The organism is Ornithinimicrobium carbonis (genome assembly GCF_977012275.1).
This window is the reverse complement of record NZ_OZ348993.1, coordinates 3,241,346-3,256,906: the sequence shown is the minus strand read 5'-3', so window position 1 is coordinate 3,256,906 and position 15,561 is coordinate 3,241,346. Positions and strand designations below refer to the sequence as shown.

Annotated in this window: 12 protein-coding genes; 10 read left to right on the top strand and 2 right to left on the bottom strand. The window is 73.0% G+C overall.

From position 1 onward, the window contains the following. Positions 1 to 271 precede the first annotated feature (271 nt). The 3 genes from ACWHYA_RS14965 to ACWHYA_RS14955 are packed head-to-tail and all read left to right on the top strand — an operon-like array spanning position 272 to position 3,816. A complete protein-coding gene (locus tag ACWHYA_RS14965; RefSeq protein ID WP_425940985.1) occupies positions 272 to 2,152 on the top strand; it encodes a zinc dependent phospholipase C family protein in 1,881 nt (626 codons plus the stop codon). Positions 2,153 to 2,164: 12 nt separating this feature from the next. Continuing rightward, positions 2,165 to 3,295: a hypothetical protein gene (locus ACWHYA_RS14960; protein WP_425940987.1), complete on the top strand. Its 1,131-nt coding sequence runs from the start codon at positions 2,165 to 2,167 to the stop codon at positions 3,293 to 3,295. Between the two features lie 50 nt (positions 3,296 to 3,345). Further along, complete coding sequence (locus ACWHYA_RS14955; protein WP_425940989.1) at positions 3,346 to 3,816, top strand: hypothetical protein; 471 nt, start codon at positions 3,346 to 3,348, stop codon at positions 3,814 to 3,816. Positions 3,817 to 4,437: 621 nt separating this feature from the next. On the opposite strand, the gene ACWHYA_RS14950 is transcribed toward ACWHYA_RS14955, so the two are convergent. Further along, positions 4,438 to 5,136 carry a hypothetical protein gene (locus ACWHYA_RS14950; RefSeq protein WP_425940991.1) on the bottom strand — a complete coding sequence of 233 codons (699 nt, stop codon included), beginning with the start codon at positions 5,134 to 5,136 and terminating at the stop codon, positions 4,438 to 4,440. 135 nt (positions 5,137 to 5,271) lie between these two features. Here ACWHYA_RS14950 and ACWHYA_RS14945 point away from each other — a divergent pair, with 135 nt between their 5' ends. The 4 genes from ACWHYA_RS14945 to ACWHYA_RS14930 all read left to right on the top strand — a co-directional run bounded on the left by ACWHYA_RS14945 (position 5,272) and on the right by ACWHYA_RS14930 (position 9,630). After that, positions 5,272 to 7,233, top strand: a complete 1,962-nt coding sequence (locus tag ACWHYA_RS14945; RefSeq protein WP_425940993.1) for a sensor histidine kinase — start codon at positions 5,272 to 5,274, stop codon at positions 7,231 to 7,233. Continuing rightward, on the top strand, positions 7,221 to 7,892 hold the full coding sequence (locus ACWHYA_RS14940) for a LuxR C-terminal-related transcriptional regulator (protein WP_425940995.1): 672 nt from the start codon (positions 7,221 to 7,223) through the stop codon (positions 7,890 to 7,892). The genes ACWHYA_RS14945 and ACWHYA_RS14940 overlap by 13 nt, the downstream gene beginning before the upstream one ends. Before the next feature lie 57 nt (positions 7,893 to 7,949). Next, entirely contained in the window at positions 7,950 to 8,099 is a 150-nt protein-coding gene (locus tag ACWHYA_RS14935) for a hypothetical protein (protein WP_425940997.1), read from the top strand. Between the two features lie 76 nt (positions 8,100 to 8,175). Then, entirely contained in the window at positions 8,176 to 9,630 is a 1,455-nt protein-coding gene (locus ACWHYA_RS14930; protein ID WP_425940999.1) for a phage tail sheath family protein, read from the top strand. A gap of 52 nt (positions 9,631 to 9,682) precedes the next feature. On the opposite strand, the gene ACWHYA_RS14925 is transcribed toward ACWHYA_RS14930, so the two are convergent. Continuing rightward, positions 9,683 to 10,540 (bottom strand): alpha/beta fold hydrolase, encoded by an 858-nt coding sequence (locus ACWHYA_RS14925; RefSeq protein ID WP_425941001.1) that lies wholly within the window; start codon positions 10,538 to 10,540, stop codon positions 9,683 to 9,685. A gap of 343 nt (positions 10,541 to 10,883) precedes the next feature. On the opposite strand from ACWHYA_RS14925, the gene ACWHYA_RS14920 reads away from it, so the two are divergent. The 3 genes from ACWHYA_RS14920 (at position 10,884) to ACWHYA_RS14910 (ending at position 15,443) form a co-directional block, all read left to right on the top strand. After that, the gene (locus ACWHYA_RS14920; protein ID WP_431473750.1) at positions 10,884 to 12,221 is read left to right on the top strand and encodes an HNH endonuclease signature motif containing protein; all 1,338 of its coding nucleotides are present in this window, start codon (positions 10,884 to 10,886) and stop codon (positions 12,219 to 12,221) included. 232 nt (positions 12,222 to 12,453) lie between these two features. Continuing rightward, positions 12,454 to 13,251: an LLM class flavin-dependent oxidoreductase gene (locus tag ACWHYA_RS14915; RefSeq protein WP_425942848.1), complete on the top strand. Its 798-nt coding sequence runs from the start codon at positions 12,454 to 12,456 to the stop codon at positions 13,249 to 13,251. A gap of 200 nt (positions 13,252 to 13,451) precedes the next feature. After that, positions 13,452 to 15,443, top strand: coding sequence for an LTA synthase family protein (locus ACWHYA_RS14910; RefSeq protein WP_425942847.1), 1,992 nt, complete (start codon positions 13,452 to 13,454; stop codon positions 15,441 to 15,443). Positions 15,444 to 15,561 lie beyond the last annotated feature (118 nt).

The following is a 15,561-nucleotide window of genomic DNA, read 5'->3' as shown; positions in this document are numbered from 1 at the left end:
CGACCGGGATTTCCGCGCGAGCACCGATCCTCCGCCCCAGCGCCGACCGGGTGGCGCCTCCGGCCCGTGCGGCGGCAACGCCCTGTCTCCGTGGCCAGATGCCTCTTGCGCGTGCTCCGGACGTGCTCGCATACTGAGGAGTGCACTGAGTCGCGCCGAGTCCGCCTGGATCACGCCGGGGCGGACGGGGCCATCCTGAAGTGTCATCTCGCAGTCGTCTGCGACCGCCCCACCGTCGGGGGACCTCATGCCAGGGCCTGCGCTGCACCACATGATCGCCGAGCGACTCAAGGGCGCGATCCATACCGACGCAGGGCTCGGCGAGAGCCTGACGCCCGCGGAGTATGCCGACCTGCAGTCCCTGCTCGCGGACCCGAAGAACCTGCCCTACTACTTCGTCGGCTGCCACGGTCCCGACCCGTTCTTCTTCAACACCAAGGACGTCAGCGGGACCCTGGCCACGTTCGTCGCGGCCTACAACGACGTCGCCGACTTCATCGCGGACTTCGAGAAGATGCTGCTGGACGCCGTCCCCCAGCCCGTGCTCGACGCGCTGGCCGCCTTCGACGAGTTCGCCGACGACGTGATCCAGGACTCGTCATTGCTGTCGGAGATCCAGCAGACCTTCGACGACCTCAACCAGGTGCTGCAGGGCTTCGCGGCCCTGCTCAGCGAGGCGCTCAAGCGGTTCGTCAGCGAGTTCAACCTCTTCGACCTCGTCTCCCACCCGTACCGCGACGGGGAGAGGGAGGGGGAGTGGTGGTGGTTCGACGCCATGCACTACCGCCGCACCGGCAAGTTCGCGTCAGCGCTGCTCGAGGCGACGCGGGGGGCCTCGGGACCCGAGCACCTCTACGCCCTCGGCTACCTCACGCACGTCGCCGCCGACACGGTGGGCCACGCCTACGTCAACCTCTACTGCGGCGGTCCCTACCGGAGCCAGGCGCAGCGGCACAAGACCGGTGAGAACTACCAGGACGTCTCCAACCTGCTGCAGGAGTTCGGCGTCGACTTCAACCACTCCAAGCTGCACCATCTCTACAACTTCAACTTCGACGGGGGTCCCGACCCGGACGCGCACACGGTCATGCCGCCCGACCTCTGCGCCCTCATCGCCGACACCCTGAACGCCGTGTTCCAGGAGGACGGCGACCCCGACCCCGACTACGCGACCCGCATCACCGCAGGCGACGTGGACGACACCTACCGGCTCTGGTACCGCTTCATGAAGGGGTTCACCGAGACCGGCACCCTGCCGCCGCCGGTTCCCTACTCGCTGACGGCCGAGCTGCGCGAGGTGTGGGACAAGGCGGTCGACAACCTCGGCGACGTCGGCGACTTCCTCAAGGACGCGATCGACAAGACGTCCGGCTTCGGCATCCTCTCGATCTTCCTCGCCCTGGCGGCGGCCGTCGCGGCGGCGGTGCTCGCCGCGGCAGCCATCGCGGACGCGGTGGCGGGCGGCCTGGCGACGCTCGGAACCGCGACCATCCGGTATGCCGCGTGCCTGATCTACGAGCAGCTGTACAACGCCTTCCAGACCTTCCGCCTCGCGCTGAGCCTCAACGGCCTCGGGTTCCCGATGGTGGAGCACCTGACCGAGCCGCGGCTGCGGCAGTTCGCGTCGCCGGACCAGGACGACCCGACCGGCGTGGACGCCAGGGACGTCGCCCCCTTCGAGCCGCTCCTGCGCTTCACCGCCGACCTCCTGCCCGATCCCCTCGCCGTCATCTTCCACCAGGAGCGGCACCTCATCTACCCGCTCACGGACGGGGAGAAACGGGCGGTGCGGCCGGCGCCGGCCAGCTACTTCACCCAGCCCGCCACCCATCCCGCCTTCGGGCGCATCCCGCTCGACCGGGACCTCGTCGAGCAGCTGGTCGACCTGGCAGCGACCGGCACCGCCGACGAGGACGAGCTGCTGGCCCTGCTCGAGGGTCGGACGCTGGGCAACGCGCTCGCTCTCAGCGCCGAGCTGTACGACCGGTGGTTCCGCGGGGCGAGGATCCCGGACTTCAACCTGGACTCCGACCGGGGCTACGGCTACCTGTGCTGGGCACAACCGGGTGACACGCCCCACGAACCGTCCCCCCTGCGGACGCACGACTCCGCGGGCGACCCCACCGAGGTCGAGCTCCACGTGCTGCCCTGAGAGGAGTCGGCCATGTCTGACCTGCGCGAGTACCTGCACGAGGTGCAACGCCGCCGGGCCGCGTACGACGAGGAGTCGGTCTCCGACCTGGCCGGTCTGTTCCGGGAGCGGGACCGCAGGCCGCCCACGATGTTCCACGACAGCTCCTTCCTCTACCTGCGTTCCTACAGCGCCGACGAGGGCGTCCGACCCCTTCCTGGCGTGACCTTCTGGCTCTCGCCGGACCTCCTCGTCCGACCCGTGACGAGCACCGGCGCCTACACGACCACGCTGGTGGCCGGCCAGACCTACGTCCTGACGGCCCTGCTGCGCAACCGGGGTGACCTCGCGGTGCCCAGCGCCAAGGTGGAGTTCTTCCTCACCGACCCGACCCTGGGTTTCGACGTCCGGTACGCCACCCGGCTCACCCGGCTGGAGACGGTGCCGGCGGCGTGGGTGCCCTCGGGAGGCTCGGCCTCCGTGGACTTCCGCTGGACGGTCCCGGCCTCGGAGTCGGGGCACAAGTGCCTCTTCGCACGAGCCTTCTCGTTCTCGCCGCTGGAGCTGCCCCTCGACGACCATGCGCTCGACCCGCGGCTCGACCGCCACATCGCCCAGCACAACCTGCACATCGTCGGTCAGGCGCAGCCGTTCGGCTTCACCGTGGTGCACCGGCCCACCGCGCGGCTGCGGCTTCTGCTCCAGGCGCTCGAGCCCGAGCAACTCCTGGCCCTGCAGCACCCGGTGCTGGCCGACGTGACGCCGGCCCGGGAGTTCCGCCGCGAGGGACTGCTGCGTCAGGCGGGGATCGACGTGGTGGAGTCGCCGGGGGACGTCGGCCTGGAGCCCGAGGAGGACAGCCTGATGCTGTCGACCCACGACCCGGAGGGCCCCGACCCGGCGGACGTCCGAGAGCTGGAGGGCGCCCTGCGCGAGGTCCTGCACGCGGTCGCGGCCGGCAGGACGACCATGGCGGCGAACCGGGACCTCGTGCAGCGCTACCGGGAGATGAACACCCACACGGGCCAGAGCCGTCTGACGATGACCACGCCAGACCTCGGACTCGGACGTGGCGAGGCGGTCGCCCTCACCCTCACCGCGACCGACGACAACATGCCCGAGCCCGAGGTCGCCGGGGGAGTGACCATCGTGCTGACCGGGTAGGCGCCCCTCACCGTCGACGACAGGTCACCAACAAATCCACAGGAGGACGCATGCGTTCGATCGATCTGCTCACGATCATCTCGCGGGTACGGCCGGAGGTGTGGGACGTCATCGTCCCGCGCTACTCCGTCGTGAAGACACGAGCCGATGCCGTCGCGCTGAATCCGCAGCCCCTGCCACCTCTGCCCCCTCCTGACGCCTTTCTGGTCGGTGCCGCCGAGATGGCTCACGCGGTCACCAGGATGGCGGTCGAGGCAGAGGTCCGAGGGGAGTCCGCCGCGTTCGTCGACCAGCTGATCGAGGACTGGTGCGGAACGCCGTGGCCACGGAGGTGGCCATGGCCCTGGCCGGACCCACGGACCGCAGACGGACCGATGCCCGACCCGTGGACCGTCGGCTCCGGCCGCATGGTCGGGGCGATCGTCTTCGCCTCCGTCGGAGCGAGGCTGGAGGAGGGCGACCTGCGCACGTCGCTGCTCGAAGGAGCCGAGAAGCTGGCCGAGGCGGCGATGCCGGGCTAGGCGCGCCGTTCCAGGCCGTCGTCACCCACGTCGACCGGCCGACCGAAACGTGCAGACGTAGGTGGTGACGGTGCAGCCGCCGTCCATGGCGATGAACGAGCCGGCTGCCGAAGCAGCGGTACGACCCGGGGCCTTCGTGCGACGGGGACGTGCAGTGACGCGCGGCCCAGGGCGGGTGGACACGGGAGAACAACGGGCGCCTGTGCGCGATGTCACTCCGTCGAACGGGAACCCGCCAGCCCCCACCGCCACCACCCCCTCCGGCGGCGTGTGGTGCCCGAGGCCTACGCGGTGCGGTGCGGGCCGGGGGAGACGTCGAGGATGAACCCCCGGCTGCAGGCACCCCGCGTCACGCTGCGACGCACCGGGTGAGCCGGTCCGGTTCGGAAAGGCGGCCGCGTCCTCGGGCACGCGCGCGAAGGGTCGGTCCCTCGAGGTGGTGCACGTCGGTGCCGGTCCCCACCCGGGTGAGCTGCTCTGCATACCCGACCGCGCGTCAAGGGGGTGGACGTCGGCGAGCTGCACGACGCGCCGAACGTCCGCCCCGTGGTGCGGCACGTCCGCGGCAGGCCGAGGTTCCTCTACCAGGGGCGGCATGCGCCGCGGGGCGCGCCTGCTGTCTCAGGCACGATCCTCGGACCGCAGGTAGACCACCCCGATCGCCGCGAAGACGAGCATCTGGGCGGCCTGGGCTAAGTCCTGCGGACGTCCGGGGAACGCGAACAGCAGGACGGTCAGCACGACCACGGCTGCGGGCAGCCACCGGGGCGCGGTCCCGGCGCGCAGCAGCGCCACCGCCAGCAGCAGGGTGCCGACGGTGAAGGTCAGGAACCCGACCATGTGCAGGAGCAGCCCGTGCCCGGGGTTGGCCTCGGCGTGGGCCAGCAGCGCCGTCCCCTGGTCGGGGGAGAGGACGGCCGGGTCGGTGGCATGCCAGACGAGCGAGGCGAAGGCCGAGGCGCCGAGGGCGAACACGACCGCGCCGACGGAGGTCAGCGCGCCGCCCGCGGTGGCCCAGGCACGGCCCCGGCCGCGGACCAGACCCCCGACGACCACGGCCAGACCGGTACCGACCGCGACCATGGCCAGCGCGTCCGCGAGCAGACCGGCCCAGGCCGCGTCGCGGATCGGCGCCAGTGACGCGTAGCTGAGGTCGTTGCGCTGCCCCCAGGGCACGAAGACCATGAGCACGACGATGGTGAGCGCCCCGGTGATGAGCGCGGCAGCGGGCAGCGTGTGCCGGTTCGGGCGGGGCGGCCCTGGGGTCGGCGTGGCGGGCGAGGTGGCGGTGCGGGTTTCCTTGCCGTGCGCGGTGGTCATGACGTCCTCCTGGTGCGTGGTCCCTTCCTGCCGACGCTAGGGATCGGAGCGACCGGGCACATCGTGGCCAGCGCTGGTGTTCACGCCCGTGCCAGCACGGAGGCCCGGCGCCCGGGCCACCCCTAGAGTTGACCCATGACGTGGCCGCGTCGACTCGCGACGGCCGGTGCGTTGCTCACCGGCGGGATGCTGATCGCCGCCCTCGTGCTCGGCCTGATGGCCCCCACGCCCCCTACGCTGCTCGCCCTCGCGGTGGGGGTGTCCGTGGTGCCGCTCTCGACCGTGCTGGGTCTGCTCGTCGCGCGGGGCACCGGAGGCAACCCGGTGGGCACCTGGTTGATCCTCGTCGGCCTCACGGTCATGGTGACGGTCACCGCCGACGTCGGCCGGCGGGTCCTGGGCGGCCGTCCCGAGCTGGCAGAGACGCTGGCCTGGCTCGTCGCGGTGCTCGCCGAGAGCGCCTGGTGGGTCCTCGCCACGGTCGCCCTCCTCCTTCTGCACTTCCCGGACGGACGGTTGCCGTCGCGGCGGTGGCGCTGGGTGCCGTGGGTGCTCGTCGCGGGCGTGCTGGTGCTGCAGGCCCGTGGGGCACTGGCGGACGAGCCGTTCCGGGAGCCGCTGGAGGGCCTGGCGCGGCCGTTCGGGCCCGTGCCGGCCTGGCTGGACGCCCTGTCCCTGCTGGCACTGGTGGTCGTGCTGTTCCTGGCGCTGGCCAGCGCGCTCTCGCTGGTGCGGCGCCATCGGCGCAGCGACCTGCGGCAGCGGCGGCAGATCCGCTGGCTGGCCGTCGGCGGGCTGCTCGTGGCCGCCTTTCCGCTGCTTTGCCTCGTCGAGATCGCGGTGTGGGGGCGACCTCTGTGGCTCAGCACGGCCGTCGGTCTCGCGGGCCTCGTCGCCATCCCGGCGACCACCGGCATCGCCATGCTCCGCCACGATCTGTACGACGTGGACCGCACCCTGGCCGGGACGGTCACCTGGGGTCTGGTCTCGGCGACCCTGCTCACCCTGTATGCCGTGGCGACCGTGCTCACCGGCGTGACCCTCGGGCGGGAGTCCCCGCTGGCCGCCGCGACGGCCACCGCCCTGGGCGCGGTGCTGCTCTCACCGCTGCGGGCCCGGTTGCAGGCTCAGGTGGACCGGCGGATCTACCCGCTGCGTCGGGCGGCCTACGCGGCGCTGGAGCGGCTGCAGAGCGACATCAGCACCGGGCACGCTGCGCCGGAGCAGCTCGACGACGTGCTCCGCACCGCGCTCCGAGACCCGGGACTGCGTGTGGGCTACCGGGCGCCGGGAGGTGCTGGCTTCCGGACCGTCGACGGGCGGGAGGTGGTCGCGGGCGGCGTGGCGGTGAGCGTGGGCGGCGAGCAGGTGGCCGCCCTGGTGCCCGGCACGGTCCAGCTGAGCGAGGAGCTGCTCGAGCAGGTCGGACGACGGGCCGCGGGTCTCGTCGAGATGGTGCGGTTGCGCCTGGAGCTCGCGGAGGCGCTGCGCCAGGTGGAGTCCAGCCGGGCACGGCTGGTGCAGCTGGGCTACGAGGAGCGCCGACGCCTCGAGCGCGACCTGCACGACGGGGCCCAGCAGCGCCTCGTCTCCCTGGGCATGAGCATCCGGCTGGCCCAGCGTCACCTGGGCGACGGGACGGTGGACGTCGACGAGCTGCTCGACGAGTGCGTCGCCGAGCTGGGGACCGCGGTGGCCGAGCTGCGCCGGCTGGCGCACGGCATACGCCCCAGCAGCCTCGACGACGGGCTGCCCGCCGCCCTCGCCCGCCTCGTGCGCGCGGTCCCCGTCGAGGTCGACCTGCGGGTCCAGGACGCGGTGCTGCCCGACGACATCGCGACCACAGCCTACTTCGTCATCAGCGAGGCGCTGGCCAACGCGGTCAAGCACGCCGGGGCGAGCCACATCGGGCTGGAGGTGCAGCGGTTGGACGGCCACGTGGTGGTGCGGGTCAGCGACGACGGCCGGGGCGGGGCGACCCTGGCGGCGCAGTCCGGTCTGGCGGACCGGGTGGCCGCGCTCGGCGGCTCGCTGAGCGTGGCCAGCCCGCCGGGGCACGGGACCGTCGTCGAGGCGGAGCTGCCGTGCGCGTCGTGATCGGTGAGGACTCCGTGCTCTTCCGCGAGGGGCTGAGCCGTCTGCTGGAGGACGCCGGCCACGAGGTCGTCGCCAGGGCCGGTGACGCGCCCACGGTCGTGGAGGCGGTGGAGCGAACCGATCCCGACCTGGCCGTGGTCGACGTGCGGATGCCGCCGGACCTGACCGACGACGGTGCCCGGGCCGCCAGGGTGCTGCGGGAGCGGTGGCCCGAGCTCGGCATCGTGCTGCTCTCCCAGCACGTCGAGTCCCGGCACTCCGTGGAGCTCGTCGCCCGCGGGCGCTTCGGATATCTGCTCAAGGACCGGGTCCTCGACGTGGACGAGTTCCTCGAGGCGCTGCGGCGGGTGGCCGCCGGCGGGTCGGCGCTGGACCCTGAGGTCGTGACCACCCTGCTGCGCGGTCGTGGCCGGGCCGACCCGTTGACGCTGCTGACGCCGCGGGAGCGCGAGGTGCTCGCCCTCATGGCCGAGGGGCGCACCAACGCCGGCATCGCCGCGCGGCTGTGCCTCAGCGACCGGACGGTCGAGACCCACGTCGCCAGCATCATGGTCAAGCTCGGGCTGCGGGAGTCGTCCGAGCACCGACGGGTGCTGGCGGTGCTGACCTGGCTGGGGCTTCGCCCGGAGACGGGTGAGGGAGGGGCGGTGCGCCGCTGAGCCGCACGTCGTGTCCTGCTCGGGGCCGTGGATGACGGGCCGGGTTCGAGTCATGCCGTGCCGAGCGCGGTTGCTCCGACCCCGACCCTGACCCGCCACCGGGGCGAGACCGTGGTCGTCGTGCGGGGCGGGTCGGCCACCGAGCCGGTGCTCTTGCTCGTCGACCCAGACGGCACGAGCATTCACAGCCTGGACGAGAGCGACTGAGCGAGGAGCCCTGCACCGCCACCACCCCCTCCGGCGGAGTGGTGGCGCCCTGGCGCGCTCGGCGCTTGAATGGCGTATGCCGCACACCGAGCCCAGCACCGCGGGCGCCCCGATCCAGCCGCTGCCGACGTCGGTGACCGGGTTCGTCGGGGCCGCCGACGCCGGGCCGGTCGACATGCCAGTGACCGTCGCCAGCGCGGGGCACTACCACGCGATCTTCGGGCCCAGCCTGGACGCGGACCGCCCGCTGGGCCACGCGGTCGACCTGTTCTTCGCCAACGGCGGGAGCAGCGCCGTGGTCGTGCGAGCGGCCGGACCGGCGCCCGAGCAGCTGGTGCCGGTGCAGGGTCCGGGGGGCTTGCACGCGCTGGACGGCACCGGGATCACCGTGCTGGCGCTGCCCGGCCTCACCGCGGCCCACCCCGACCAGGTGGGTGTCGCGCTCGGGTGGTGCGCGGCACGCCGCGCGGTGCTGCTGCTCGACCTGCCGCCCGGCCCGTGGGGACCCGTGCCCGAGTCCGCGCTGCAGCAGGTGGGGCAGGAGCGGGAGCGGGCGACGGCATACCACCCCTGGGTCGTCGTCGGCGGGGTGGGCGTGCCGCCGTCGGGCGCGGTGGCCGGGGTGGTCGCGCGCACGGACGCGGAGCGTGGGGTGTGGAAGGCGCCCGCCGGGGTCGAGCTCCGCGGGGTGGACGGGCTCGCCGAGACGCTGGCGGGCCCGCAGGTGGACCTTCTGGTCCAGGCCGGGGTCAACCCGCTGCGCGATCTGCCCGGCCGGGACTTGGTCGTCTGGGGCGGCCGGACGCTCGCAGGAGCCCTGGCGGCGGACCCGTTCGTGCGCTACCTGAGCGTGCGGCGGCTCACCGACCACGTGCTGGGCTCGGTGACCACCGGGCTGGAATTCGTGCAGGAGGAGCGGAGCGAGCCGGCGCTGTGGGGGCGGGTCCGGCAGCTGACGGAGGACTTCCTGGATCAGCTGTGGCGGCGGGGCGGGCTGCAGGGGGCCAAGGCGGAGCAGGCGTACGGGGTCCGCTGCGGACCCGGGGAGACGATGACCGAGGCCGACGAGCTGACCGGGCGGGTCGTGGTGCGGCTGTGGTTCGCCCCTGTGCGGCCCGCCGAGTTCGCGGTGCACACGGTGACCCTGCAGACCCCGGTGGCGTCGGGGGAGGGTATGCCGCCGGCGGAGTCCGCCCCTCCGGTCGCCTCGAGCCTGGTGGTCCCGGCCGTCGTCGAGGAGCCGGCCGCCGTGCGGCGCGTCGACCTGCGGCGGGTCGTGTCGCGCTACGTCGGGGAGACCGAGAAGAACCTCGCCCGGCTCCTCGACCGGGCGCAGGAGACGGGCGAGGTGCTTCTCTTCGACGAGGCGGACGCGCTGTTCGGGAAGCGGACGGAGGTGCGGGACGCGCACGACAAGTACGCGAACCAGGAGGTGAGCCACCTGATCGAGCGGATGGCGCGGGAGCGCGGGGTGGAGGTGCGCTGGGAGCGGGGGAAGCGGCGGAGGCGGTGGCCGCGCCGGAGGTGGTGAGCGGGGCGGGGGGTGTCGACGACGTGCGCCGGCGCTGGTTCGTCCGGTCCGGTCAGGAGGGGGGAGTCGCGGTGTTGGTCTCGTCCGCCTCGTATGCCCCGTCCGCCGCGTATGCCCCGTCCGCCGCGTATGCCCCGTCCGCTTCGATCCACGCGAGCACGTCCGTCGGGATGCGGCCGCTCATCGCCGCGCCCACGTGGTTCTTGCCCTCGTAGAGCCGGACCGTGGCGTCGGGGATGAGGTCCGCAGTCTCCTGCACGGCGGCGGGGGAGAAGAACTCGTCCTCGTCGCCGCACAGGATCAGGACAGGTGCCTGGATGTGCGCGAGGACGTCGCGGGCGTCGAAGGCGGCCTCGGCCCGGGCCTCCACCAGCAGGTCCTGGGCGGGGACGGCCGAGCGGGCGAACAGCTGGCCCGCCACCGGGCCGAGGGCCCGGCGGAGCCAGGCCCGCCCGGGTCCGGGCACGACATACTCGAGGAAGACCTCGCCCGCCTGCGCGTGCCGGCCCTCCCCGCGGGCGGTCGCCCAGCGCACGTCGAGGTCCTTCCCCTCGTCGCTGATGGTCGCCGCGGCCAGGGCCAGGACGACCCTGCCGACGCGCGAGGGGTGCCGGGCCGCGAGGTACTGCGCGATCATGCCGCCGTAGGACTCGCCGACGACGAGGTCCACGTGCCCGCCGAGCAGCTCCTCGATGAACTGCGCGTGGTCGTCGGCCATGTCGGCCACGGTGTGGGTGGTGGGCATGGAACGACGGCGGGTGACGATCCAGACGGTGTAGCCGGCGCGGACGAAGGGGGTGTGCTGACGGGTCATCACGCCGGCCATGGGACCGGTCGGGATCTCGCTGCCCGGCCCGCCGGGGATGAACAGCAGGGTGCGGGGTCCGTCACCCAGCGCGAGGTAGTCCATCCCTGTCGAGGAGGCACCTGAGCGACGTGGCACGGCCGGTCGGCTGCGGAGCAACCCCCTCCCCAGGACCGCGACGGCGCCGATCGCAGCAGCTCCGATGGCGGCGGCACCGACAGCCACCGGCAACGCTCCTCTGCTCATCCTTGCCAGCCCTTGTCGTCATGGAACGCCTCCTGGTGCTTCCATGATGCACCCGGGTGATCGGCGTCGCGCACCCGCACCCTGTCCCTGCCAAGGCGTGCCAGCAGGTGCTGTCGCCCGGGGAGGAGACGGCAGGTGTCTGGCCCTGCGAGATGACAAAGGAGACGGCAGGTGTGTCGGACCCGTCTCGTACGTTTGTCCTATGAGGGAGTCCTGGGGTGGGGAGGTGCTGCGGACCTCGGCGGGGGCGCTGGTCGGGGAGGGTCGGCTGCCCGCTGCGCGGTTGCCGGGGGAGCGGGTGGTGGGGTGTCTGCGGGAGGCGGGCCGGGAGGCCACCCTGGCCGACCTGGCGGCTCAGGACGTGGCGCTGGTGCAGGACGTCGAGCTGGACGCGGCCCTGGGTGCGGTGTCGGTGGTGGCGGGGGCGGTGGAGCGGGCTCGGGTGCGGCTGGCGGTGGAGGCCGCCGGCCGGGGGCTGCCCACCGCGGCCGGGATGACCCTGACCGACTGGTTGCGCGCCCGCTGCCCGGAGGTGCCCCGGGGTGTGCTGCACGACCTGGTGCGCCTGGCCCGGGCCGGGCAGGAGGGGGTGCACGCACCCCTGCTGGAGGGGGTGCTGTCCGGCGGCATGCCGCTGGCCCGGGCGGCCAGCCTGCACCGGGCGCTGGCCCGGATCCGGGGGGCGCTGTCCCCGCAGGACTACGAGCAGGCGGTGGGGCTGCTGGCCGACGCCGGGTGCAACCCGGTGTTCGAGGAGGGGGACGTCGCCCGGGTGAGCGGCCGGTTGCTGGCCGCGTGCCTGCCGGAGAAGGAGCACGAGGAGCGGCGCCGGGCCCAGCACCAGCTGCGCGACGTGCACGAGTCGTCCCTGGCCGACGGATCCGTGCAGCGGATCATCATGACCTTCGGGCAGGACGGCGACTACCAGGCCGTCCGCGCGATCCTGAGGTCACCCCTGGCCGCGCCGGCCACCGCCGAGGAGGTCGAGGCCACCGGCCAGCAGGACACCCGCACCCCCGGGCAACGGCGGTACGACGCGCTGATGACGGTGCTGCGCCGCGGTGTGGCCGGCACCAGAGGTGAGCCCACCACGCCCAAGGCCACCGTGGTGGTGACCATGGACCTGGACACCCTGCGCGCCGACCTGGCCGACACCGGTGGGCTCGTGCCCGGGTGCGGCGCCACCCTGGAGGGCGACCTGGTCGCCGCGGAGTCGGTGCGCCGGCTGGCGTGCGAGGCCGACCTGGTCCCGATGGTCCTGGGCAGCGAGGGTGAGGTGCTGGACCAGGGCCGCCGCAAGCGCCTGGTCACCCCCGGGCAGCGCCTGCGCCTGGCCGTGCGCGACCGCGGCTGCACCATCCCCGGGTGCACCGTCCCGGCGACCTGGTGCGAGGCCCACCACATCGTGCCCTGGGCCCGAGGTGGCCGCTCGGACCTGTCCAACTACGCCCTCCTCTGCCCACGCCACCACACCTGGGTCCACGACAAGGGGCTCACCGCCACCATCACCGCCCACGGCACCACCTGGCACCTGAGATGACCCCGCCCCGCACCCGGCCCACCACCGGCCGGGCCACACCCATGCCCCATCTCATCCCCGAACAGCGGGTCGCGGCCGTGCCCGGTCTCATCCCCCACCGCCGGGCGCAGCCGTGCCCGGGTGCCTCCCGAACCGCCGGCCCTCGGGCATGCCCCGGGCATGCCCGGTGAGTCTGGGTGGACGACAGGTCCGTATGCGGCGCCCCGGACTCTCGCGTGTCTAGCCTGGGGTCATGAGGTTCGGCATCAACATCCCCCCGTTCACCGATCCTGCCCGGGTCGTTGGCTGGGCCCGGGAGGCCGAGGTCAGCGGCTGGGACGGCGTGTTCCTGTGGGACCACGTGCAGTGGCGGCCCGGGGCGGCCCCGCTGGACCCGTGGGTCATGCTCGGGGCGCTGGCGTCCGTGACGGCGACGGTCCGCCTGGGCACCCTGGTCACCCCGCTGTCGCGCCGACGCCCCTATGCCGTCGCGAAGCAGCTCACGACGGTGGACCGGCTCAGCGACGGCCGGGCGGTGCTCGGGGTCGGCCTCGGGGAGCCGCCGGACCGGGACTTCGCCGACCTGGGGGAGGAGTCCGACCCGCGCCTACGCGCCGCGATGCTGGACGAGGCGCTCGACGTCGTCGACCAGCTGCTGCGCGGCCCCACGGACGTCGACGGCGACCACTACCGCGTCAGGGCCGACCTGCACCCACGCCCGGTGCAGCAGCCCCGGCCGCCGATCTGGGTCGCCGGGGTGGCGCCCCACCGCCGGCCCCTGGCCCGGGCCCGTCGCTGGGACGGGATCGTGCCGATCGGTCGCGACGACCACCTCACCCCGGCGCAGCTGGCCGACTACCTGGCCCTGGACGGCACCGGGGCCAGCCCGGGCTGGGACGTCGTGGTGGACCCCGCGTCGGGCGTGCCCGTGCAGGAGTACGCCGACGCCGGAGCGACCTGGCTCGTCCGTTCGGTCTCTCCCACGGAGGAGCGGTGGGAGCACCAGGTCGACGCGTTGGTCCGGGAGGGCCCGGTCACCAGTTCCGGCTGAGCGCGTGCACCCGCTCCGGCTGAGCGTGCACCAGCTCCTTCGCGACGCCCCAGGTGTGCCTTGGCACGACACACCACCGCGATGGCGACGAGGAGGCGGCGCATGACGCATACCGTGGACGGATGGGACCGGCGACGACGCCGGGTGGTGGATCGACGCCGCCCGTGACAGCTCGTCGGCGCCCCGGTCGGGGTGCCGGCGTGAGGCCGCTCGCCCTCGTGCGGTTCCTCCTGGTCGCGGTCCTCTTCCTCGAGCTGGTCCTGCGAGCTCGGACCGAGGCGCCCTTCCTGACCGTCGGGCTCGTCTGGGCCGCGGTCTTCGCCGGGGTCGCAGCCCTGGTGATCTCGCTGGTGGCCGGCCTGCTGCCCGGGCGGGCCCGCGACGCGGTGGTGGGGCTCGCCCTGGCGTTCCTCACGCTGCTGTTCATGTCGCAGCTGATCTACTACGACATCTTCGGCACCTTCTACACCGTCTTCTCCGCCACCAACGCCGGACAGGTGGCCGAGTTCGCGGCCGACATCGCGGGCAAGGTCGGTGAGAACGTCTGGTGGCTGCTGGCACTGTCCGTCCCGCTCGTGATCTTCCTCGCGTCGCGGTGGCGGGCGGGCGCCCGCCCGCGTGCCTCCTGGCGGCAGCAGGCCGTGACAGTGGGACTGCTGGCCCTGGCCGTCGGCGTGGCCCTGGCCGGGATCAACCTCGGCGACCGGGGGCAGAACAGCGCTTACGACATGTACTACCGCGACCAGCACCCGGTCACGGCGGTCAACCGGCTCGGCCTGGTGACCACCATGCGGGTCGACCTGCAGCGCAACCTGCTCGGCCTCGGTGGGGAGGAGCCGCCTCCTGCCGCGGTGGCGCCCCCACGGCATACCCCCGACGGGGCCGGCACCGAGCAGCCTTCCGCGGAAGGGGCCAGGCAGACCGCGGGTGGCCGGGCGGAGCCCACCCGGGAGGCGGTGGTCGAGCACAACGTGCTGGACATCGACCTCGAGCGGCTCGCCGCCGAGGAGGACGACGAGGAGCTGCGCGCCCTGCACGAGTACTTCGCCGCGCGGGAACCGACCGCCCAGAACGAGCACACCGGCCGGTTCGAGGGCTACAACCTCGTGTTCGTCACCGCCGAGGGCTTCTCCCACCTCGCCGTCGACCCCGAGGTCACGCCCACGCTGCACAAGCTGACGCAGGAGGGGTTCCGGTTCACCGACTTCTACACCCCCCTGTGGGGCGTGAGCACCTCGGACGGGGAGTACGTGGCCACCACCGGGCTCATCCCGAAGAGCGGGGTCTGGAGCATGTACCAGTCCGGCGACAACGCGATGCCGTTCGCGATGGGCAACCAGCTGGGCCGCCTGGGCTACGCGACCTTCGCCTACCACAACCACACCTACGACTACTACCGGCGGGACGTGTCGCACCCGAACCTCGGTTACGACTACAAGGGACTGGGCAGCGGGCTGGACGTGACCCCCACCTGGCCGGAGTCGGACGTGGAGATGATCGAGCTGACCGCGGCCGAGGTGCTCGAGCAGGAGCCCTTCCACGCCTACTACATGACCGTCAGCGGACACCTGCAGTACAACTTCGGCGGCAACTTCATCGCCGCGAAGAACCGTGAGCTCGTCGAGGACCTGCCCTACTCCGAGGCGGGCAGGGCCTACCTGGCGACGCAGATCGAGCTGGACCGGGCGCTGGAGCTGCTGCTGGAGGAGCTGGAGGAGGCCGGCGTCGCCGACCGGACGCTCATCGTGCTGAGCTCGGACCACTACCCCTACGGGCTGACGCGGGGGCAGATCGAGGAGCTGGCGGGGCAGGAGGTGGACGACGTCGAGCTCTACCGCAACGGCCTCGTCGTCCACGCCGAGGGGATGGAGCCCGAGACGGTCGACGAGCCGGTCTCCAGCATGGACATCATCCCGACGGTGTCTAACCTCATGGGCCTGGAGTTCGACTCGCGACTGCTCATGGGCCGGGACGTCTTCTCCGACGCCGAGCCGCTGGTGATCTTCAGCGACCGGAGCTTCCTCACCGACAAGGGGAGGTATGACGCGGTGGCCCAGGAGTTCACGCCCGCCGAGGGGGTGGAGGTGCCGGAGGGCTACCGGCAGGCGGTCTCCGACGAGGTCGACCGGCGGTTCTACTACTCGGCGATGGTGCTGGACCGCGACTACTACGGGGTGATCGTCGACCGGTGAACGGCTGATGTCGAGCGTGACCACGACGACCGGCAGCCCTCGGCCACGAGGTCTCTCAACGATCCCCATCCAGCAGACCCGTCCACGGGTGGGGGAGCGCCCGTCGACACCGACCCCT